This is a genomic window from Paenibacillus sp. Soil724D2 (assembly GCF_001427935.1).
GTDB lineage: Bacteria > Bacillota > Bacilli > Paenibacillales > NBRC-103111 > Paenibacillus_E.
In genome coordinates this window covers 1-21,954 of the sequence record NZ_LMRY01000060.1, presented here as the reverse complement: position 1 = coordinate 21,954, position 21,954 = coordinate 1, and the positions used below count along the sequence as shown (strand labels likewise).

The 21,954-nt window shown below is 43.4% G+C and carries 18 protein-coding genes; 14 read left to right on the top strand and 4 right to left on the bottom strand.

Features of this window, described 5'->3' with window-relative positions:
- Positions 1 to 50: 50 nt before the first annotated feature.
- Positions 51 to 596, bottom strand: a complete 546-nt coding sequence (locus ASG85_RS35430) for a helix-turn-helix domain-containing protein (protein ID WP_060649366.1) — start codon at positions 594 to 596, stop codon at positions 51 to 53.
- Between the two features lie 190 nt (positions 597 to 786).
- On the opposite strand from ASG85_RS35430, the gene ASG85_RS35425 reads away from it, so the two are divergent.
- The 3 genes from ASG85_RS35425 to ASG85_RS35415 are packed head-to-tail and all read left to right on the top strand — an operon-like array spanning position 787 to position 2,713.
- On the top strand, positions 787 to 1,026 hold the full coding sequence (locus ASG85_RS35425) for a PLD nuclease N-terminal domain-containing protein (RefSeq protein WP_060649365.1): 240 nt from the start codon (positions 787 to 789) through the stop codon (positions 1,024 to 1,026).
- Positions 1,023 to 1,928 carry an ABC transporter ATP-binding protein gene (locus ASG85_RS35420; protein WP_060649364.1) on the top strand — a complete coding sequence of 302 codons (906 nt, stop codon included), beginning with the start codon at positions 1,023 to 1,025 and terminating at the stop codon, positions 1,926 to 1,928. Before ASG85_RS35425 ends, ASG85_RS35420 begins: the two co-directional genes overlap by 4 nt.
- On the top strand, positions 1,925 to 2,713 hold the full coding sequence (locus ASG85_RS35415; protein ID WP_060649363.1) for an ABC transporter permease: 789 nt from the start codon (positions 1,925 to 1,927) through the stop codon (positions 2,711 to 2,713). Before ASG85_RS35420 ends, ASG85_RS35415 begins: the two co-directional genes overlap by 4 nt.
- Before the next feature lie 294 nt (positions 2,714 to 3,007).
- Here ASG85_RS35415 and ASG85_RS35410 read toward each other — a convergent pair whose 3' ends face one another.
- The gene (locus tag ASG85_RS35410; protein WP_235549182.1) at positions 3,008 to 3,634 is read right to left on the bottom strand and encodes a cysteine hydrolase; all 627 of its coding nucleotides are present in this window, start codon (positions 3,632 to 3,634) and stop codon (positions 3,008 to 3,010) included.
- Positions 3,635 to 3,898: 264 nt separating this feature from the next.
- Between ASG85_RS35410 and ASG85_RS35405 the strand changes: the two genes are divergently transcribed.
- Positions 3,899 to 5,974: a thioredoxin domain-containing protein gene (locus tag ASG85_RS35405; RefSeq protein ID WP_060649362.1), complete on the top strand. Its 2,076-nt coding sequence runs from the start codon at positions 3,899 to 3,901 to the stop codon at positions 5,972 to 5,974.
- Between the two features lie 346 nt (positions 5,975 to 6,320).
- On the opposite strand, the gene ASG85_RS37505 is transcribed toward ASG85_RS35405, so the two are convergent.
- A complete protein-coding gene (locus ASG85_RS37505; protein WP_082562085.1) occupies positions 6,321 to 6,479 on the bottom strand; it encodes a DUF1540 domain-containing protein in 159 nt (52 codons plus the stop codon).
- 179 nt (positions 6,480 to 6,658) lie between these two features.
- On the opposite strand from ASG85_RS37505, the gene ASG85_RS35400 reads away from it, so the two are divergent.
- A complete protein-coding gene (locus ASG85_RS35400) occupies positions 6,659 to 6,874 on the top strand; it encodes a hypothetical protein (RefSeq protein ID WP_057302319.1) in 216 nt (71 codons plus the stop codon).
- Positions 6,875 to 8,137: 1,263 nt separating this feature from the next.
- On the opposite strand, the gene ASG85_RS35395 is transcribed toward ASG85_RS35400, so the two are convergent.
- Positions 8,138 to 10,060, bottom strand: a complete 1,923-nt coding sequence (locus ASG85_RS35395) for a glycosyl hydrolase family 18 protein (RefSeq protein WP_060649361.1) — start codon at positions 10,058 to 10,060, stop codon at positions 8,138 to 8,140.
- Between the two features lie 180 nt (positions 10,061 to 10,240).
- On the opposite strand from ASG85_RS35395, the gene ASG85_RS35390 reads away from it, so the two are divergent.
- From ASG85_RS35390 to ASG85_RS35350, 9 genes are all read left to right on the top strand, one after another.
- A complete protein-coding gene (locus ASG85_RS35390) occupies positions 10,241 to 10,774 on the top strand; it encodes a DUF309 domain-containing protein (protein WP_057302321.1) in 534 nt (177 codons plus the stop codon).
- On the top strand, positions 10,771 to 11,499 hold the full coding sequence (locus tag ASG85_RS35385) for a response regulator transcription factor (RefSeq protein WP_047676932.1): 729 nt from the start codon (positions 10,771 to 10,773) through the stop codon (positions 11,497 to 11,499). Before ASG85_RS35390 ends, ASG85_RS35385 begins: the two co-directional genes overlap by 4 nt.
- Positions 11,492 to 12,946, top strand: coding sequence for a sensor histidine kinase (locus ASG85_RS35380; RefSeq protein ID WP_060649360.1), 1,455 nt, complete (start codon positions 11,492 to 11,494; stop codon positions 12,944 to 12,946). Before ASG85_RS35385 ends, ASG85_RS35380 begins: the two co-directional genes overlap by 8 nt.
- Before the next feature lie 101 nt (positions 12,947 to 13,047).
- Positions 13,048 to 13,656 carry a hypothetical protein gene (locus ASG85_RS35375; protein ID WP_060649359.1) on the top strand — a complete coding sequence of 203 codons (609 nt, stop codon included), beginning with the start codon at positions 13,048 to 13,050 and terminating at the stop codon, positions 13,654 to 13,656.
- 127 nt (positions 13,657 to 13,783) lie between these two features.
- Positions 13,784 to 15,523 carry an efflux RND transporter periplasmic adaptor subunit gene (locus ASG85_RS35370; protein ID WP_060649358.1) on the top strand — a complete coding sequence of 580 codons (1,740 nt, stop codon included), beginning with the start codon at positions 13,784 to 13,786 and terminating at the stop codon, positions 15,521 to 15,523.
- A gap of 27 nt (positions 15,524 to 15,550) precedes the next feature.
- Positions 15,551 to 16,267, top strand: coding sequence for an ABC transporter ATP-binding protein (locus ASG85_RS35365; RefSeq protein WP_057302325.1), 717 nt, complete (start codon positions 15,551 to 15,553; stop codon positions 16,265 to 16,267).
- The gene (locus ASG85_RS35360; RefSeq protein WP_060649357.1) at positions 16,264 to 17,442 is read left to right on the top strand and encodes an ABC transporter permease; all 1,179 of its coding nucleotides are present in this window, start codon (positions 16,264 to 16,266) and stop codon (positions 17,440 to 17,442) included. Before ASG85_RS35365 ends, ASG85_RS35360 begins: the two co-directional genes overlap by 4 nt.
- Before the next feature lie 130 nt (positions 17,443 to 17,572).
- Positions 17,573 to 19,690 carry a hypothetical protein gene (locus ASG85_RS35355; RefSeq protein ID WP_060649356.1) on the top strand — a complete coding sequence of 706 codons (2,118 nt, stop codon included), beginning with the start codon at positions 17,573 to 17,575 and terminating at the stop codon, positions 19,688 to 19,690.
- Positions 19,691 to 20,489: 799 nt separating this feature from the next.
- On the top strand, positions 20,490 to 21,674 hold the full coding sequence (locus ASG85_RS35350) for an IS4 family transposase (protein WP_060649355.1): 1,185 nt from the start codon (positions 20,490 to 20,492) through the stop codon (positions 21,672 to 21,674).
- Positions 21,675 to 21,954: the final 280 nt, after the last annotated feature.

Here is a 21,954-nt window from a genome sequence, read left to right as displayed (position 1 = left end):
AGGTTTTTCTTTTTGTTGTAAGGTGTGCTATTCGTGTTGAATTTTCTGTTTTAGGATTCTGGAATAATAGTAAAGGCAATAGTTCGAATTGGTGCATCCAGATCATTACTTTCGTTAGCAGTGTTGTAGTATTTTATCACTAGGTCGTTTAATTCATTTTGAAACTTTTTAAAATTTTCATCATCAAGCTTTAATTCGACAAGTGAAAAAGTAGCACCATCATCTGAGCAACCTTGTTCTTCTAATTTGGTAAGATAGTTTTGATACTGAGTCATAAGCGATAATTGGTAATGCGAAATAAAATTCAGCTTTTCCTTAATAGAAGACTTTTTCCACTCATCTGCACGAATTTGGGCTTCTTCTTCATTTAACGTGTAGTATTTTTCGGAAATGGATCTCACTTTTTTTTCTTTCAAAATGCGGATAACTCCAGCATCTAACAAAACTTGTATATGTCTATATAGCGTTGCCTGAGGCACATCTTTAATGATTTTTACCATTTCAAGTGAAGTCAGTCCATTCTCTTTGTTTCTCATTAAAGCTTGAGAAATCTTCATTCTTACTGGGTGCAGGATAATTTCAGCTTTATTAACCATCTTTTTCTCTCCAATCATTAAAAGATCTCGTTATTATCTATAATGATAATATTATCATTGTAAATAACAATAAAAATTTAAACAATATTCTTTAAAGAAAAAAATTGTGTAACATTTTACGCTCGTATGTTATCATTATCGATAATGATAATATAATATTATTCATAATGACTTTAGGAGAGTGGCTATTTTGCAAATGCATTACGGGTGGAACGAATTAAAAGATTTTGATTTCATGGCTGTGTTGCCGGTAATTTTACCGGTACTTGCTGTAGGAATGATTTTGATCTTAATAGCATTAATGGATTTATACAAGAACAGAAAAACGAGGAAAAATATTTTGATGTGGAGTCTCATAATTATTTTTCTGAACACATTTGGTCCGATTCTATACTTTGTTATTGGCAGAAAGGACCGTGAAAGAACATGAAATTAGAAGTTAAAAATGTTACTAAAACATATAAAGAAAAAACGGCTGTAAATAACTTTTCTATGGTTCTGCAATCTGGAGAATGTGTGGGATTGATAGGGCCGAATGGGGCTGGTAAATCGACACTCATCAAAATTATTTCAGATATTATTAATCCTACAATGGGAGAAATATGGCTTAACGGGAAGAAAATTTCGCAAATGAAGAAAGAAATTGGCTACTTACCACAGTACCCTAACTTTTATCATTGGATGACTGCACAAGAAACTCTTACTTTCATGGGGGAACTATCAGGATTAAGAAAAGAAGAATTAACAAAGGCGATCCCAGAAATATTATCGAAAGTAGGGTTAAGCGGGGAAGAGAATTCAAAAGTTGGAACATTTTCGGGTGGAATGAAACAGAGACTTGGAATTGCACAGGCGTTGCTGCACAAACCATCATTGATTGTAATGGATGAGCCGGTATCGGCATTAGACCCAATTGGTCGAAGAGAAGTACTGAATCTAATCGAAGAAATCAAGAGGGAGACGACGATTTTATTGTCTACGCATATATTAAGTGATGCAGAAGAAATATGTGAAAGATTTATTATCATCAAAAATGGGCAAAAAATTGAAGATACAACTATCTCCGACTTGTTAAACAGCAATAGCCAAAATAAAATGATTTTTGAAGTTACGTCTATCGATCAAGAATGGATGAAAGTTTTGAGAAATTTGAACTATGTAAAAAATGTAGAGGCAGTAGGAAATAAAATAAAAATACAAGTTGAAGATATAGGCTTGAATAAGAATAAGTTACTAAGAAGTGCTCTGGAACATCAGGTTGACCTCGTAAAGTTTGAAATCAATAACGATACATTAGAAGAGATATTCATGAAGTTGGTGGTGGAAAAATGAATCATTTTAATGTGCTAATGAAAAAAGAATTTGTTCAAATGGTACGTGAATTTAAAATTATTTGGCTGCCTCTAGTATTTATATTTTTAGGAATAACTCAACCCGTTGTTAGTCATTATTTACCTTCCATATTAAAATCACTCGGAGGAGCACAGGGTATCACAATTGATCCTAGTATGGCTGCTCAACAAGGTGGGGAAGTACTCGCAAGTACGTTAGCCTCTCAATTTGATCAGTTGGGAGTTATCATTATTGCAATTTCGATGATGGGGGTCTTACAGACAGATAAAGTTAACGGTATGTTAGCTTTTATTCTTACAAGACCGGTTACTGTAGTATCGTACATAGGTGGGAAAATAATTGCCAATTACATATTTGTTGCTTGTTCTGTAACGTTAGGTTACTTGATTTCGTATGTGTATGTTAATTTGTTGTTTACAAATGTTAACTTCGTGGACGCGGTAATTGCTTCGTTGTTTTATTTGTTATGGGTTCTGTTTATGGTATCCTTCACTACTATGATAAGTACTATTTTTAATAGCCAAGGTATTATTGCATTAATTTCAATAGTATTCCTACTGGGCTGTAGAATTGTACTAGGATTGAGTTCTTTTACAGATTTTTTGAATCCAGCAAGTATGAGTAAACAAGCCATGGAAGTATTAATTACAGGAGCAGTGAACCCCAGTGTAATATGGAATGTTTTAGTGGTACTAATATGGATTGTACTAACAATCATTGTAACGATCTTTTGGATTTCTGGTAAAAGATTTAATAATGAATAATGATACTCTTGCGAAGTTGATAGCAGCATAATCAAAAATTGCATGTTGAAACTTCGCTTTCAGTATAAATTGACGTGACATTTAGTAATATAGTAGAAATCAAATGAAATATGCAACATTGCAAGTAACCCCTCCGAACAAATCGGAGGGGTTTCGCCGTAGTCAGCCACCTCGCCCACATCATACACATATCCTTAACTTTCGATTTTCCAAGTCCTTATTCTGAAAAGCACCAACTCGGGGAACCGTTCGGTCAAGTTATACAAGAAATATTCGATGAGGATTGTCAAGGCTTTATAAGTTTGAAATAGCTTCCTGTGTTGTCCAAGTAGCACTGGCAAAAGCTTTGTAATTCGTAACGGCCGCTTGAAAATCCCTTTCACTTAGCGTTGCTGTAGCATCGTATACAACAGCCGTTTCAAACCCACTTTCGATTAAATGCCTCATATGGGACTCTACACAAATGTTTGAAAGTACTCCTGCAAGAATCGTCTTCTCTATTCTATGTTGCCGTAACTGGTATACCAAATCATTTGTTTGTGGGCTAGCAATTTTGTGTGGAGTTGAAACGACGGTTCTCCTATCAAAAATATAAGGTTTTAAAGAATGTACAAAATCAGCTCCTGGAGAAGGTGGTGTATAGTCATTTGCCTTTTGATACATTCGAAGACCTAATAACATGTTTTGTTCATTTCCAGTAAATTGCCAGCCATAATCATGAGGGTATAAATAATGCGGTGATATGAAAAGTTGGTATCCTTTATTTAAAGCAGTACTCATTAATATTTCGAGGTTTTGTATAGTGTTGTTTTGCTCAATATTATCTTTTGTTAGATGATAGCCTTTCCCCCCAGGACACATGAAATCATTTTGTGGGTCTGTGATTACAATAGCGGTATTATTGGGATGTGGTTTAAACACCAAAATACATTCCTCCCTCGCAGCTATAAACATTATTGGCATTTATATGTGTTTGCAGTTTGTTTTATGTCAGATTACTTGTAAAGCTATTCTATCGGGAAAGGATAATCCAATATAAGAGAAGTTTCATTGGGTTGAACCGATGGGGGGAAGTTACATAGAAATTGCCTTTTTTTGTATTGAATGCCTTGCAAGGCGTTTTTTCATTTCTATTGTAAAAGGCATATAATAATAACATTCCAAAAGTTAGGAAGGAAATGTAAAATGTCTAAACGGAAACCAAACTTACTTATAAACGAAAAATCCCCCTATTTGCTTCAGCACGCATACAATCCGATCAATTGGCACTCCTGGAATAGTGAAGCTTTTGAGATAGCAAAACTAGAGAATAAGCCCATATTTCTAAGTGTCGGATATAGTTGTTGTCATTGGTGCCATGTCATGGCACACGAGTCATTCGAAGACCAAATCGTTGCAGACATGCTGAATAAAGATTTCATCTCGATCAAAGTGGACCGCGAAGAACGCCCGGATGTCGACCATATCTATATGGCTGTTTGTCAGGCGATGACAGGGCAAGGGGGATGGCCTCTTACGGTATTTCTGACACCCGAGAAGAAGCCTTTCTTCGCAGGGACATATTTCCCACGCAGTCGGAAGTACAACCGCGCAGGGATGGTTGAGATTGTTGCGCAGATCGCAGATAAATGGAAAGAAGACCCTGACCGCATTCGCGAGGTTGGTGATCAAGTTATTCAAGAGACAACTAGTCGTTTACTAGAGCATCGTACAGGTGGCGAGGTGACGGAGGAAACGCTTCATGAAGCATTCCGGTTATATGACAAGATGTTTGATCCAGAACATGGCGGCTTTGGCAGCTCTCCGAAGTTTCCGACATCACACAATCTATCTTTCCTTCTGAGATACTATCAAAAAACGGGCAATGCACGTGCGCTTGAGATTGTGGAAAAAACGCTGGATTCCATGCATCGTGGAGGCATGTATGACCACATCGGATTCGGTTTTTCCCGCTATTCAGTGGATGAAAAATGGTTAGTGCCGCATTTTGAAAAGATGCTTTACGATAATGCTCTATTAATTATGACTTACATAGAAGCCTATCAAGTGACTGGAAAAGAGAAGTATGCAGAGGTCGCTGAGCAAATTATTACTTATGTACTTCGTGATATGACAGACGAGGGTGGAGCTTTCTATTCCGCAGAGGATGCTGACTCCGAAGGGGAAGAAGGCAAGTTCTATGTCTGGACGCCGGATGAAGTGGAGGATGTATTAGGGATTGAAGAAGGCGATTTATATTCCGAACTGTACGATATTACGGAGTCGGGCAATTTCGAGGGGCATAATATCCCGAATTTAATTGGAACGACGATGGAATCTTTTGCGAGGCGTAAGCAAATCCCATTGGATGAGCTGAAGCAGCGGATTGAGGCTGCCCGCGTTAAGCTGTTCGTACATCGAGAGCAGCGTATCCATCCGGGCAAGGATGATAAGATTCTGACCGCGTGGAACGGTCTGATGATCGCTGCGCTGTCCAAGGCGGCACGAGCCTTGGACAAGCCTGCTTACGCGGAGGCAGCCGCGAAAGCCGCGGAGTTCCTCCTGCGCGAGCTGCGCCGCGAGGACGGGCGGTTGCTCGCCCGCTATCGCGATGGCGAAGCGGCTTTCCTCGGCTACGTGGACGACTACGCGTTCCTCGTTTGTGGCCTCATCGAGCTGTATGAAGCCACGTTCGAGCTGCGCTATCTTCGTGAAGCTGTCCAGCTGAACGCAGAGATGCTTCGTCTCTTCGGAGACGAAGAGAAGGGCGGGCTCTTCTTCTACGGCAGCGATGCCGAGCAGCTGCTCACCCGCCCCAAAGAGATCTACGACGGCGCGATGCCGTCGGGCAACGGTGCAGCTGCGCTGAACCTGCAGCGGCTGTCCAGATTGACCTACGACGCGAAGCTGTCGCAGGCAGCAGATGAGCAGCTCCAGGCATTCGCCGGAGCTGTCGCGTCCTACCCGCCGGGCCACGCGCTCACGCTGGCCGCGCTCGACTTCGCTTATGGCGCAGCCAGCGAAATCGTCATCGCCGGCGATCCGGCGAAGCCAGAGACGCAGCACATGCTGCGCACGGTGCAGCGGCAGTACCTGCCGAATGCGCTGCTGATTCTTCATCCGCCGGGACCAGCGGGCGAAGAAGTCCGCAAGCTCATTCCGCTCGTGCAAGACAAGCTGCCGCTTGGAGGGCAGGCAACGGCCTACGTGTGCCAGAACTTTGCCTGCCAAGCGCCAACGCAGGATCTGGAGGAGCTTGAAAATCTCTCCTCGAAACACTGATAATAATTATCATTATTGGTTACAATGAAAATAAGGGCAAGGAAAAGAGAAGAGGCCCCCGACAGGGCCTCTTTTAACGCTCTGAATTTTCACTCTAACTCTAACGCTCTAGCTCTAATGCTCTAGCTCTAACGCTCTAGCTCTAACGCTCTAGCTCTAACGCTCTAACTCTAACGCTCTAGCTCTAACGCTCTAGCTCTAACGCTCTAGCTCTAACGCTCTAGCTCTAACGCTCTAGCTCTAATGCTCTAGCTCAAACGCTCTAGCTCTAATGCTCTAGCTCTAACGCTCTAGCTCTAATGCTCTAGCTCAAACGCTCTAGCTCTAACGCTCTAGCTCTAACGCTCTAAATCTTAGACTCAAACGTCTTACAATCCGTTTCCTCTGAATTACGTGCTTGGTCATTGCCGCGGTGACTCACGACATAAATCGAGCTCGCATTGCATTTGTTTTCGGTAGCCCAATATTTACAGGAATTCACTTCACAAAGAACATCTTTAGCCATGCCTCTTCACCTCCTCTATGAGATATAGGAATCTTTGTTCGGAGAACAAAGTCTCTCCTTATTTAGGGTGGGCGAAAGAGGCCTATTTTTATACATAGGCTGGAAGTGTTTATTATTCACCTTAGCAGTGACTGCCCACATATACATGGAGTAGCTACAAACTTCAAGGGGTTGAACCTATGGCTAAGGATGAACTGCAACAATGTGTCCGGTGTAAATTTGTCGCTGATAAAGAAGATAACTACTGCATTCGTTGTGGAGCGCCGCTGAAGAATAAGTGTACTAAGGAGAAAACCTTACTTCACAAAGGGTGTTATAAAGTTAACAAGCCGGACGCCAAATACTGTTCAGGCTGTGGAACTGAAACTATTTTTAGCGAATGGGGTCTTATCTGATCTGTATAAAAAAATACCATGCAGGTTTGAACTGTGACCCGAAAGATGGACGCTTTGAAAAAGTTACCTCTCTCGGGTGTTTTTATGTTTATATCAATAAGGAAGCTGAGGATTACACGTGGGAAATTGTTGGATTAGGAGGGGAATAAGGTTTGAATGAATCCATCTTTTCGGTTGAATGAAGTTGTAGAAAGTGCAACAATTCTACCTAGATCCTGCCTTTTTCCCTTTGTTGTTGCATAAAGTACAACAATTGGGCCCTACACAGGCTATTTTGCAACAAATGGGCTCGAAATGTTGTACAAATGAGTCAATTTCATAATAAAGTCCGATTTTTCCAAGTATGGATTCGGGAGAAATGCAGTTGGATAAGAGCCTTTAGAGACTGCTATTTCTTCATTTCCAGCGTATTTTGTAAAAATANAGTCCGATTTTTCCAAGTATGGATTCGGGAGAAATGCAGTTGGATAAGAGCCTTTAGAGACTGCTATTTCTTCATTTCCAGCGTATTTTGTAAAAATAAGAGTCCGTAGAGGCTCTTATCCGTCAAGTAAAGTGTGAACTCGGGAGAAAAGCAATCGGATAAGAGCCTTTAGAGACTGGTATCTCTTCATTTTCACCGTATTATGTAAAAATAGAAGTCCCTAAAGACTCTTAACGTTTAAATGAAGTGTGGATTCGATAGAAATATCGTAGGATAAACCTTAAGGAGCAAAGTTCACTATTAAAGCACTATTTTCCCACAAGGCGCCATAAACATCGTACGAGCTATTGACATTCAAACCAATTACAGAATTCAGAAAGGGATTTATCCACTTAAATGCCCTGATTTCTAGTACTTAAATGGAGAATAACATGAAATTCTTGGCACCCAATGGATATCTTGGGTAGGTGACTGTTTTTGAATACGCTATAAATCCTTATGTAGCAAGGGTTTTGAATTACGAAATTGACTCCAAATTGCAACTTTAGCTTTCAAAATAGCCTTTGGGCATGTGAATTATTGTAGATAATACAACATGGGTATCAGTTATAGCCGATCTACCTTCACAATACTGCTGAACAACTCAAAAATCGAAGTTTTGGAGTTGTTCAGCAGTATTGTAGCCAGCATTCAAGCTAGCTGTGATTAAAGCTTACCAGGATGGCAGTACACCCTCTGAGCCCTTTGAACTCTTTATATCGAATTAACAATCGATATCAATGGACATAAAAAAGATGACTCCCGGCGAATAGTAAATACAGGAGCCATCTTTTATTTTTTTATTTATTCTGCAAAATCAATTTCCATAAGTCCGCTTGATCATATCCAAGCCGCCATGCTGCGACACCGGCGATGTCGTACTTTTTCGCCATGTCCAGACGAGCTTTGACCGTAGCCTCATCTTCTAACCAGAATACATAGGTGAAGCCACCCTCTTGGTACTCGATCCGATATTGTTCGAAGGTTTTGTCCCAGGTTTGTTTGGTTGATTTGGAAGCCAATAAAGCTGGGATGTCTTTCATCAACAGGGTTCGATTACTTTGCAAGGCACCGGCTGAATCCAGCTTCCATTCACGCACATAGTAAGGGATACCTAGAATGATTTTGTCCCGTGGAATGCCATAGGAAAGGAATTCTTGAATTCCGCCATCCGTCCAAGGAAGCCCGGCAACGGACCCCGCAGATGTACTGTCACGCCAGAATTGATCGTAGGCCATGATGACGACGTAATCAACCAGACTCCCCAACTTCTCATGATCGAATGCAGAAAGATGGTTCCATTTGACACTCCCACGCGGCAGATCAATGGATACAACTAAGCTGTTCAAGTGAGCGTAGGAGGTCAATTTGGCTATGAAGGCTGTAAAAGCATTACGATCCGAACCAGCCAAGCTTTCAAAATCGACATTGATGCCTGGAACACCAAGCTGCACGGAGCGGTCAACTAAGGCTTTAACGAATTTGTCTTGGGCAGCACTATCCGCAAGAAATTGAGTCGTCAAGGTTGAGTTAAATTGGTTGCTGACTAACGGATACACGGTGTAACCATTCTTTTGGAGCCATTTGACCGTATCAGCATTGGATTGATCCTTCAAATTACCGGCTGCATCCGATAGATCGAAATAGCTCGGAGAATCAACATCAAGTCCGACCGTATTGTTCACATGCGCTTTAATCGCATCACCACCGGCCATGCCGTTCCAGCCCCATACCTGCAGCTTTTTGAAGTTATCCCAAAGGAAGCGGTGATCGAGCGTTTGAACAGAAGAATTACTATACTGCACACTGTAATTTAATGCTTCGGGAATCGTCTTGAATTCGCCAATGAGCGCAGTATTCTGAAACACTTGATAAGAGGCGTAGTTGTTCCAAATTTTTCGGCCATCCATGAAGATGGAGCTGTGTCCCCATAGACGAGCGTAGTCTGCTGCTTCATTCAAGGAAGCAAAGTCCTGCAAAAACGTGTCGTTCTGAAATACTTTATAAACTTTAAGATTGCTATACACGGTTTTTTTCGTATTCTTATTAACTACGGTTGAATTTCCCCATTTGAGAGCTTCATTAATGGCGTCCTCTAAGGATGCAAATTCCCAATTGTCTGCCGAAAATGTACCTTGATACACTTTGTATGTAAGTTCGCCAGTGCGGAGCACTTTCTTATCCTCATTAGAAATATTATCCCAAATCCACTTATTACTGTTTAAATCAATAATATGGGCGCCGCCCCACTTCTTCGCTTCGGCAACGGCTTCGTTCAGTGTTAGAAACTTCCATGAATCCTGCGTGATCTCATTTTGGTAGACTTGGAAATTAGGATAGTTGTTCCACACCCAACCGGAGGATTGCAGGTCCCGAACACTTGCGTTGGTCCATTTTTTGGCTTCAGCGATGGCCGCGTCCAGTGAGGCAAATTGCCACTCAGGCAGTGATACATCCAACTGAAACACCTGGTAGCGAGGGAAATTGTTCCACAGCCATTTGCGAGTGCTTATTTCTTCTACATGACTATTCGTAAAGCCTTTTGCAAATGCTTCTGCTTGCCCATAAGCCGCAAATTCCATGAGGACATGATTGTACTGATAGACGCGGTATTTCGTTGTTTTGTCCGGACTAGATTGAACCGCACCTGCTGCATGAACAGCATTTGGTACGCTCATTGATAATAACAGGGTGCCTGTGAGCATCCATTTCCCGATTTTCATCCATCACGCCTCTTTCTAGTAAACTACTTAATTGGACGTAGGATATGCTAGTTTGGTTGCGCTGGAAAATGTATGAAAGTTAGCGTTCCTTTGTTGATGTTGGACGATGACACAACTTTCGAGTAACATGAGAAGTAATTAGACATTAACCTGATCACAACAAGGTGAGGGGAACGATTCATGAAGCCGTATCCGGAGGCATATATCGATTATTTACTTTATTTCCATGCACAACGGGATTATTTTGAATGCCATGAAGTGATGGAGGAGTTCTGGAAAGAGCATCCAGGGGATGTACGCAGCAGAACCTATGTGGCTCTTATTCAAATTGCAGTAGGTATGTATCATATTCGTAGAGGCAACCGCAATGGTGCTGTGAAAATGCTGCAAAGTGCAGGAAGGAATGCGGAAGCTCCTCATGTCCTTTCTTTAGGGTTAAACCCTGATAAGCTTCAAGAGCTCATTTACCAGGTTTGGTCTTCTATAGAGCTAGATGAATTTCTATATGAGGATATTAATTTACCTATTACTGACCCGGACCTTATAGATTTCTGCTTAAAAGAGTGTGACAGAAGAGGGCTGATATGGCAGGCACCAAGCCTGATGGAAGATGAACAGCTCATTCAAAAACATACGCGGAGAGATCGTTCAGAGGTAATCAATGAAAGAGCAAGGCAGCAGCAGATCCGCAAGGAAAAGGGTGGCGCTAGATGAGTTCGGAAGGCAAAGTTCTAGTTGTAGATGACGAACCGAATATTGCTGAAGTCGTCAGACTGTATTTGGAGCACTCCAACTATGAGGCGATTATATTGCCGCGAGGGCAGGAAGTGCTTCGTACGATAATAAACGAGAAACCAAACTTGGTTCTACTGGATATCATGCTGCCAGATATATCCGGCTACGAGTTATGTGAGCAAATTCGCAAAATGGAGGCCCCTTTTCATCAAACGCCAATCATTTTCCTCACGGCAAAAGGGGAGTCCATCGATAAGCTGAGAGGGTTTAATCTAGGGGTTGACGATTATTTAGTCAAGCCTTTCGACCCGAATGAGCTCATTGCCCGTATTAAGGCCGTTCTGCGCCGCACGATTCAAGTGCCTATGGAACTATCTCAAACCCAGAATTCATCCCGCAAATGGCTGGAGATCGGCAATATTGTTATTGATCTTGAGCAGTATCGGGTCACGGTCGGCGGGAAACGGGTTGAACTTACACCGAAGGAGATTGAGCTGTTGTATTTCCTAACCAGTCATCCAAGCCGTGTATTTACACGAGAGGATCTGCTCGGTTATGTGTGGAATTTTGATTTTACAGGCGGTACGCGCACGGTTGATGCCCATGTGAAAAACTTGCGTAAAAAGCTAGGACAGCATGACATGTGGTGCATCCAGACCCTGTGGGGAATTGGCTACTCCTTTGAGGTGGTTCAGCATGTTTAAACGTTGGCTGGCGGGAAAGAGCAACAGCTTATATTTGAAAATTTTCATGTCTTTTCTTGCGACTTGTGTGCTATTTTTTGCTGGTCTTTTCCTGTTCTGGAACTACTATTTCACAGATTTATTTTATAAAGATAAGATCGAGCTGATGGAGAAGCGTAATGTGGAAGTCACTCGCTTAATGAATTCATTACAGGATGGAACGATCTCAACCCGAGAGCTGAAATATACGGTACGTATTTTGGCTAGAAGCATTAATGGACAAGTCTGGCTTGTTGACGACAAGGGCAACATTCTGAATGGCTCCTCGGATAGTGAAGGGAGGGCGATTCCTAAGCAGATGGATACGCTCTTTATCGATGGACTTCACGGTCATACCGGCTATGGCATGGTTGGTTTACCGACACCTGATGGACGAACCATAAATCTGTTTACGTATCACGCCCCGTATCAACTAAACGGACAACCTATGGTCATCATTCTTCATTTTCCGGCTGGAGATATCAGTGAAGCCATTTCTGCAGTTCGCGTTAACATTCTGGTTCCCCTATTATTTTCACTGGTAGCTGTTGGTTTCATTCTGTTTATCATTTCTCGCAAACTCGCAGGTCCGCTTCAACAGATGAATCGAGCCGCACTTGAGCTCGCGCATGGTGATTTCACTACACGGGTTCCGGTAACTTCACAGGATGAGGTAGGGCAGCTTGCTGCTAGCTTCAACTTCATGGTCGAACAGCTGGAGGAATGGGAAGGAACGAGGCAGGAGTTTTTGACGAATGTATCCCATGAGCTTCGTTCCCCGTTAACGACACTTCGCGGTTTTATTGTGGCCATGAATGATAAGGTCATTCCAGAAGAGAAATATTCGCATTACCTGCGTATCTGTGATCAAGAAGTTCAACGGCTGCAGCGCCTCGTGACCGATCTATTAGATTTGGCACAAATTCAAAATGGGGTTGATGTGTTCCGGCTTAGGCCTATATCCATCGCAGAAACGCTTGAAGAATCGTTGGAGCTGCTGAAAGCACCGATTGCAACAAAGGAAATAAACTTTCACCTCATTCTTCCTGAGCCGGCAAAGGTGCCTTCTCAGGTTCACTTAGATCCTGATCGATTTGCTCAAATTGTACAAAATTTAATCTATAATTCGTTGAAGTTCACTCAAAAGGGCGGAACGATAACGGTAGCTCTAGAAGAGCAGGAGCAAGAGGTCCATATGTATGTTCGTGACACCGGGGAAGGGATGACAGATGCCGAGTTAGAACGCATTTGGGATCGTTTCTACAAAGCAGACGAAGCAAGAACTTCGCGGTCAGACATTAAGACAGGAACGGGTCTTGGACTTACGATTGTGAAGCATTTGGTTACTGGTATGAATGGAACGATACATGTTCGCAGCCGGGTAGGCGAAGGCACCGAATTTCGTGTTACTTTTCCTCGCATTTCGTAGATAATTCACAATAATTTTACATCTAAAGCAAACTTAATTCATCATTATTTCGTATCCTGTTCCTGTTGGACAGGATTTTTTGTTTTGGAGGTGTATATAAGGTGAAATACACACGGAAAATGGTGCTGCGTTTAACGCTCATTTCCTTCCTGCTAAGTGGTTGCAGTGGGCACATGCCTTTGCTTGATAGCACTTCTGCATTGGTATCGCCTTCTCCATCATCTGGGAAAACTCCGCAAGAAGCCCTCCCCGCTGAAGATGTCCAAAACCTTAGAGAGATGCAGCTCGTTATGCTTTTTCAGGGATTAATTCGAATGGATCGGCTTGCCTCTCTAACGATTACGGCCAAGCAGGCTGAGGCTATTCTGCCTTTTGTTCGCAAAAGTATGGATGAAGGAAGCATTTCTGAGTCCGAACAGAAACAAGTCATCAATGGCTTATCTCTTTCACAGCGAACATTTCTGGATGAACAATCCAAGCAAATGAAGAAGCGCATAGCGGAGCGGATGGACAATCTGGGTGAAGAGGTATCCTCGGAAGAACGGGAAAAGCGAGTCAATGCGTTTATTCAAAAAAGAAAGGCGGAGCGCCAAGTTGAAGCAGGTATGACGGACCGTGGGAACGGTGAATTTCAGCTTTTCGACCAAAGAAATGTGGGAATAAGTGTAGAACAGCAGCTAATGGAGCTCCTTACGTCCAAACATGATTAAATGTAAGCGGCAAGCGATGTAGGAACACTTTTAGGCTTACATGGCAAGTGTTGGTTGAGCAAAAAAGTTAAGCATATGCTTTCGAAGCCAGTTTTCTGGCGTAAATTCTAAGGGGGTTAGTCTCTTCATGAAATGGTATCGCAGTAAGTGGTTCATTGTGATTGTCGCAGTAAGCGTTTGTGCAGGTGGTTCGTATGCTTACTTCGGTGGGAAAGGGAAGAAAGCAAAAGCTGCTGCCGTTAAAGAGGTGACGGTCGATGCCAAAAAAGGGAATATCCGCTTCTCCGTTTCCGGAACGGCACAGTTCGAGCCCAAAGATACACAAACGATCTCATCGACAGAAAATGCGAATATTAAGTCAATTAATTTAACACGAAACCAAGCGGTTAAAGCTGGAGATGTGCTAATTGAACTAACGAGTACAAGTTTGGAAAGCGATTTGCAAGATGCCCAGCTGACTTTTGAACAGCTTGAGAAAGATCTGAATGCCTTACAACAACAGCAAGGATTAATGAGTGTTAAAGCACCTATCTCCGGTAAACTTACATACGCGAATAACATCGATTTAGGGTCTACGATCAATAAATCGACCAAAATTGCCACGATTGGTGATCTAAGTACATTAACCGTAACGCTTCCTTTCTTTGTGGAAGATGCTTCGCAGCTTCATAAGGGAGATCCGGTGGATATTACGTTAGATGGATTTATGATCACGAAAACAGGAACAATTCAAACTATTTCCAAAGATCCAAAGTCGGATGGAAAAGGCGGTAAACTAATTGACATTGAAGTTGCTGTCCCGAATGACAACTCCATGGATGCAGGAACGAACGTATCAGGTTCGGTTACTATCGGTGGGCGAACTGTCGATTCACAAGGCAAGAGTGCTTTGCAGTACTTGAAGGTAACGACGATTATGGCTGGTACGACTGGGAGTGTATCCGCATTGCCATTCAAAACAGGGAACATGGTACATCAAGGCGATACGATCGCAACCTTCGTGAATGATACGCTGGGCGATGATATTCTGGAGAAACAGTCTGCTCTTGAACGGCAGAAGCTTAAAGTGGACTCGGCTAAGGATAAGGTGGATTCCCTCAAAATTGTTGCTCCCTTTGACGGCGTATTTTCAACCGACTTTGTGAATAAGAAAAATGATATTTTGAGTAATTTCAGGGTCGGCAGTAAGGTAACCAACGGTACGCAGTTCGGAGCTGTCGCTAGTTTAGCGAAAATGCAGCTGCCAGTGCAAGTGGATGAGCTGGATTTACCTAATATTAAGACGGGGATGAAAGCTGAAATCAAGGTTGATTCTTACCCTGGACGTATATTCCCGGCTGAAGTGACGCAAATCTCTTCTGTAGGAACGACGACGAATGGTGTAACCTTCTATGATGTGGTCCTAGCTGCTGAAAATAAAGACAATATGTTGAAATATGGGATGACAGCAACTGGCGAAATTTTAATTCAAGATAAAAAAGACGTTATTTATTTACCGCCAGAAGCGCTGCAATCACAAAAAGGGAAGCGTGTTGTTTCTCTGAAGAAAGCCGATGGTACGGTGGATAATGAACACGAGGTAAAAATTGGAATTCGGTCCAAAACGCAAATCGAAATCACCGAAGGTCTTAAAGAAGGTGATAAAGTTGTTCTGCCTGTCGTGAAGAGGCAGCAGAATTTAAGCCAAGATGAAATTAATCGTTTGAGACAGCAGTTCCAGCAAAACGGTGGCGCTGGAGGCGCTGGTGGCTTTGGTGGCGGTGCAGGATTCCAAGGCGGAGCTGGTGGAGCAGGTGCAGGCGGTAACGGTGGTGCTGGGGGTAATACGGGAGCTGTTCGGACTAACGGCGGTGGCGGTACAAGATAATGCGGCCGGGAAAGGAGTTATTGCGGTATGAATATCATTGAACTAAAAGAGATTACCAAAACATATAAACGCGGGGAAGAAGATCTTCATGTTCTGCGCAGCATATCGCTTTCCGTTGCCGAGGGGGATTTTGTCGCCATTATCGGACCGAGTGGATCAGGGAAATCGACACTCATGAACACGATTGGCTTATTGGATGTGCCAACGACAGGCAGTTATACGCTGGATGGCGTTGTGACCGAGAATATGGGTGATAATGCACTTGCTGAACTGCGAAACCAGAAGATCGGCTTCATTTTCCAACAATTTAATTTATTGCCTAGATTGTCAGCAATGGAAAATGTAGAGCTTCCGATGATCTATGCTGGCATACCAAGGAAGGAACGGCGAGAGCGGGCTAACAATATGTTGAAGATGCTCGGGATGGGGGAGCGTGGTCATCATAAGCCGAGTGAGCTATCAGGCGGGCAGCAGCAGCGTGTGGCCATCGCGCGGGCGCTTGCGATATCACCTTCGCTCATCTTAGCGGATGAACCAACCGGTGCGCTGGACTCCAGAACGGGTGAAGAAGTATTGGAGTTAATCCTTCAGCTGAATGCACAAGGAAATACCATCGTATTGATTACGCATGATCATCACATTGCCGACAATGCCAAACGTGTCGTTTCCCTTAAGGATGGCGTCATTATTGATGACTACAGGAATAACATTCAGATGGTTGCACAGCATGAGGTGAGCGTATGAAGCTAAGTGAACTCATTCGAATGTCGCTTCGTACGATCATATCCAGTCCGCTGCGAACATTTTTAACCATGCTGGGCGTCATTATTGGAGTAAGCTCAGTCGTAACCTTAGTATCGATAGGTCAAGGCACATCAGAACAAATCGCCAAGCAATACGAGAACATGGGGACGAATCTGCTTGTTGTCACCGCGACCGGTAATGGACGTGCAACGCAATTGAATTATGATGAGCTGATGAATTTCGAGAATTTTCCGGAGTTCCAGTCGATTGCGCCAACGATGACGAAGAACGGATCCAACATTAAATATGATCGAACGCAGGAGAAGTACAACGTTATTGGAACGAACGATCGCTATTTTAACATAATTAAAGCAAGTATTGACAAGGGGCGTAATCTCGCTCCAGCTGATCTGGAGTTTCGCTCGAATGTTGTAATACTGGGTAGTGAAGTGGCTAAAACGTTCTTTGGTCAGTTAAACCCTGTAGGTGAAGATATCAATATCGACGGAGTCGTGTTCAATGTTATTGGAACTCTGAAAGAGAAGGGCTCTAACATCGGCGGGGCTTCTGTCGACAGTGCAGTGATTATGCCTTTGGAAACAGCAAGACGACAATTCAAGCTGGGGCAAATTCGCACAACCTACGTTGAAGCGCCGACCAAGGATGATATTTATACCGCTCAAGAGACAATGAAGCAGTATTTGACGTACAAGTTCAAAAGCGATACAGGTTTCATTTTAACGAACCAAGATGAACTGCTTAAAGCACGGACTGAAGCAACGAATACGCTTACGAATCAATTAGTGGCTGTTGCGTTAATCTCCCTACTCGTCGGCGGCATCGGAATCATGAATATTATGTTGGTTACGGTGAGTGAACGAACGCGTGAAATTGGGATTCGCAAATCGATTGGCGCCAAGCGCAGAAATATTTTGCTGCAATTTCTCGTGGAAGCCGTCGTCATCAGCGGTATGGGCGGAATGATTGGACTTGCGCTTGGAATCGGATTATCCTATGCGCTGCCTTATTTTAGCCCCAAGCAAACAACCAGTTTATCTTTTGATATTAGTTTGTATGCCTTTTTATTTTCCGTACTTGTCGGTGTTATTTTTGGCTTATATCCGGCGAACAAAGCATCCAAATTGCGACCAATTGACGCGTTGCGGTCTGATTGATTGAGACATGCAAGATTATGCTAACGAACGAAAACTCAAGACTATGCTTACGATGCCAGTTTTACTAACGCAAAACTCAGTAGATGCTTACGAAGTAAGTTTTCTACGAAAACTCTAAGGAGGACTACCTGTGAAACAACAACAAAAGATGAAACGCTTGCTCAGTCGTTCGGCTATCATGCTAACCGCAGCAAGCTTCCTAACATTCCCCTTTGCAACATCGGCTTTTGCTGGGAAAGAAGGCGTGTTTCTCAGTGATTCCGTCTACTTTACATTGGACAAAGTTACCTTGTCTGCGGGGGCTGAGGATGGCTCACTTCGCTTCTCATTAGGCCTGAACAATAACAGCAGCTCTCCGGTTGATTTCAATAATTATGGAGTCAAAATCATAGATACGAATGGAGTGTCTTACACGGCGAAGCTAAGTGAGAAAGTAACGGCGCGTGTGAAAGCGGGAGAAACCGGCACGTTTAAATTCACTTCTGAAATTCCTTCGAATTTGACTCCATCCCAGTTAAAGGTCGATATTTTCGAATGGAATTATAACGCGATGGAAGATATTGGTGCTTTGTCCGTAGAGTCTGCTTTGGCGGAGTCGGGTCAATCCGTGCTTCAACAAGCGGTTCTTAATTTGAAGGAACTGGACTCCACACTTGCTGATGATGCGTTAGTAACGGCCCAATTAGGCAAAAGCTATAAAGTATACAAAGACGGGGCATGGATGGTGTATACCGACTTACTGCTTGAAAATTTAAGTAGTTCAACTCTCAAGCTGCCAGATGGACTTGAATACAATTTCCAGGACAGTAAGGGGCTGACATACAGTGCCCAGTTTGCCAAAGTAGAAGGGCAATCCTTGCTTCCTCAGCAGCCTGTTAAAGCCACCTTACAAGCTGCGGTTCCAGCAGCGCTTGAGACCAAGGATTTGGCATTGATATTCTCTCCAAAAGGAAAGGTGAAGACAACCGTTTTGGGTTCACTGAATGTTGCGAAGTCATTCTCAATTGGTAAAATCGGTGACAAGACGGAGTATCCAAATCTGGATGTTAACGGCCTAGCGATCTCAACCTCTTGGGCAGCAGCAAGTAAGCAATCGGATGGATTGCATTTGCAAGCCAACGTGACCTTAACGAATCAAAGTGATGGAATTGTGACCATACCTGCCTTATTGGCTGAGTTCCAAGCCCTTCGAGGAAGTGTAGCTGTTGCCTCTAGTGATAACGCCGTACGTACGTCGTATTTAGCACCGAATGAGTCTACGACATTCCGTTTCTCTGGCATTTTGCCTGCAGGGCTGAACACAGATGCACTGCAATTGGTTGTGCTTGAGAAGCAAGCGGTTGCTTCTACGACAACACAGCCTAGTACAGGAACCGGCAATACGGACGCAAGCAGCAGCAAGCAAGCGGCAACTTTACCGGTTTCGGTAACTACGCTTGCCGGAGCAGGAAATGGTGGAGAGGTCTCCTCTTACGCAGCCGCACAAGATTACACCCTAGGCACACCATTTAAGCTTACGGCAAGTAATCTCATTGATTCGAATGTCGATGTATCCCTTGTGGAGTTTGGGATGAGTGAGAATTCGGACTTCGGGTTTAAGACGGTTGTTGCGAAGTATAAGCTGACGAATAAAGGGACAACGTCTTTGACCGTTCCGGATTTCCAAACGGATTTGACAAGCGCTGAAGGCTACACATACTCTGGTGTTCGTCAGTCAGCTGTAGCGAAAACCATCGCACCCAATACTAGCTATGTGTTGAGTTATTCTTACATGCTGCCTGCCAGCGAGAAAGCTGATCAGCTTGCACTTAATGTTTATGATGCCAATCGCCTAGCGGTTGGGTCATACAAAACTTCCATTCAACCAATTCCAAGTACAGGCGCTATCTCCTTGTACCCTTATACCATCGACTTGAAGGATTACTCTGTGAGCGCTACATATAGCAAAGATTCATCTTATGCTTACAGGTTACGTTTGGATTTGGACGTGAAGAGGCAGGAGCAGGTGATTACGGATGCGAACTTCTCAACACTTGCTTTTGAAGTTGTGGACTCGGAAGGGCGACTATTAAGCTCCAAATCGATGACCTTCACTGGGCAGCAGAAGATCATGTCTGGCGTGCAATTTATTGATTTCGGTAATATCAAATCCGAACAATTGAGTTCGGATGTCAGCATCAACGTGTATGAAGTGGTTGCAACGCCTAACGGCGACGCTAAACGCTTAGTGAAAACGATAAAAATGTAACAAGGCAAGGTAAGTGCAAAGGCGCTTCCCCCGCTAAGGGGGAGAGCGCCTTTTTTGTAAGATGAGAATTTATATGTTTTGGGTGACAGAGAGGCAACCCTTTAATATCAGGTGAGATAAGGCCTGATATCCGTGCTGTGTGTGGCTTTTAACGATGTTTTACATCGTTGCAGATGTCTCAGCCGTGGTTGTCTCGCGCTGTAACGATGATTTTCAGCGTTGCAGATGAAAACAGTGCTGGCTCCCGCGCTGCATGCAACTTATAACGATGTTTTACATCGTAGCAGATGTCTCAGCCGTGGCTGTCTCGCGCTGTAACGGTGATTTTCAGCGTTGCAGATGAAAACAGTGCTGTCTCCCGCGCTGCGTGTGCTTGTAACGATGTTTTACATCGTTGCAGATGTCTGAGACGTGGCTGTCTCGCGCTGTAACGATGATTTTCAGCGTTGCAGATGTCTGAGACGTGGTTGTCTCGCGCTGCAACGATGATTTTCATATTTGCAGATGAAAACAGTGCTGTCTCCCGCGCTGCGTGCAACTTGTAACGATGTTTTACACACTACAAATGCATCAAACCTAACATGAAAATATTGTTAGAATAATTTCCTATATAAGGAATAATATGATGTATTTTCGTGGACACACTACAAATGCATCAAACCTAACATGAAAATATTGTTAGAATAATTTCCTATATAAGGAATAATATGATGTATTTTCGTGGACGAATACAAAAAATGCTCCTATTGTAGAGAATGACGACGTGTTATCCATCATTCCCTCCAAAAGGAGCAAACCCATGGATAACGATAAACAAATTTCAGCCATTTGTAAATGCCTTCAAATGATTAATTTTTTTGGTCAACGCCGTCTCATCGAGGATCATCGGTCTCATAAGCTTGTTTCACCGGCCGCGGTTAAACTCCATATCTTGGCACAGTTACTCCAGTTAGAATCGTATGATCTCATCACGGAGCAACTTCGGGCTCATCCTGAGCTCCGACAGGTCATCTTTATGGATTCCGTCAGCGAATCCCAAATGTCGAGAAAGACAAAGGCACTTTGTACGGAGAGCTTACAGCACTTGTTCTGCCAGCTGATTCAGCAGATACAAGAGACGAGCAAGAAGRGCTCTGGGATCTCCAAATCGATCGGTCGCTTGCATCTGATTGATGCGACGGACATTTCACTTCCAACCCTCCTTGGAAGCTGGGCTCGCTGCGGTAAACGAAAAACAGGCGTCCGCCTCCATACACGTGTGGTTGTCGCCGACCCAGACACCGTTTTCCCTGATAAGGTGATCGCCTCGACGGTAAATGTCCGAGAATCCGTTGTCGTGATGGAGTTGATAACGGATGATGACGTGACCTATGTCATGGACCGTGGATATGAGAAATGCCTTCACTTTGAAAGATGGGTAATCGAAGGAAAACGTTTTGTTGTACGCGTACGTGACTTGCTGCATCTCTACCCGGTAGCAGGTACCGAACGGGAAATTCCGACGGATTCCCCGAACGTGATTCGAGATGTGGATGTGTTGACCAATAAGACGACTGTTCCGATTCGACTCGTGGAGTTCACAGATGGAAAAGGTGGTCATTATCGCGTTGTGACAAGTCGRTGGGACTTACCAGCAGCCGAAATCGCACACATTTACAAAAAACGCTGGCTCATCGAAGTGTTTTTCAAGTGGGTAAAACAGCATCTTAACCTTATTCAACTGTTCGGTTGTCATCCAGATGCGGTTTGGAACCACCTTTTCTTGTCACTGATAGCATTCGCCGTTAGCCTGCTTTTAAAGTTAAAGCTGCAAACGAAAAAAACACAGTGGGCGGTGCTAAAGCTGCTCAGGTCATATGCCTTTCACCMATGGGAGGAGTTTCTGGTGGCGTTAAATCGGGAACCAACCAGGACCTCGAAAGGTAGACAGAAAACAGGTAGTCGGCAAGTGATGATGGAACCGCAGCGGATCATTCTGAACTAAGGCAATAACAAACAGCCAAATATCCAATTTTTTTTTNGGTAGACAGAAAACAGGTAGTCGGCAAGTGATGATGGAACCGCAGCGGATCATTCTGAACTAAGGCAATAACAAACAGCCAAATATCCAATTTTTTTTTGGAGAAACACGTCAACTTAATAGGTGTTGCTRTTTTTGCTCAAATGGATAAAGTCCAGATGTAATAATATGTTATTTTTTGTGGATAACCTTTGATCGCAATTAAACTATTCTACGATGTTAGGTTTGATGCATGCTTAGTGTG

Coding starts and splice junctions, on each gene's coding strand:
- ASG85_RS35430 (WP_060649366.1), bottom strand. CDS start 596: ATGGTTAATAAAGCTGAAATTATCCTGCACCCAGTAAGAATGAAGATT.
- ASG85_RS35420 (WP_060649364.1), top strand. CDS start 1,023: ATGAAATTAGAAGTTAAAAATGTTACTAAAACATATAAAGAAAAAACG.
- ASG85_RS35415 (WP_060649363.1), top strand. CDS start 1,925: ATGAATCATTTTAATGTGCTAATGAAAAAAGAATTTGTTCAAATGGTA.
- ASG85_RS35405 (WP_060649362.1), top strand. CDS start 3,899: ATGTCTAAACGGAAACCAAACTTACTTATAAACGAAAAATCCCCCTAT.
- ASG85_RS37505 (WP_082562085.1), bottom strand. CDS start 6,479: ATGGCTAAAGATGTTCTTTGTGAAGTGAATTCCTGTAAATATTGGGCT.
- ASG85_RS35400 (WP_057302319.1), top strand. CDS start 6,659: ATGGCTAAGGATGAACTGCAACAATGTGTCCGGTGTAAATTTGTCGCT.
- ASG85_RS35395 (WP_060649361.1), bottom strand. CDS start 10,060: ATGAAAATCGGGAAATGGATGCTCACAGGCACCCTGTTATTATCAATG.
- ASG85_RS35390 (WP_057302321.1), top strand. CDS start 10,241: ATGAAGCCGTATCCGGAGGCATATATCGATTATTTACTTTATTTCCAT.
- ASG85_RS35385 (WP_047676932.1), top strand. CDS start 10,771: ATGAGTTCGGAAGGCAAAGTTCTAGTTGTAGATGACGAACCGAATATT.
- ASG85_RS35380 (WP_060649360.1), top strand. CDS start 11,492: ATGTTTAAACGTTGGCTGGCGGGAAAGAGCAACAGCTTATATTTGAAA.
- ASG85_RS35370 (WP_060649358.1), top strand. CDS start 13,784: ATGAAATGGTATCGCAGTAAGTGGTTCATTGTGATTGTCGCAGTAAGC.
- ASG85_RS35365 (WP_057302325.1), top strand. CDS start 15,551: ATGAATATCATTGAACTAAAAGAGATTACCAAAACATATAAACGCGGG.
- ASG85_RS35360 (WP_060649357.1), top strand. CDS start 16,264: ATGAAGCTAAGTGAACTCATTCGAATGTCGCTTCGTACGATCATATCC.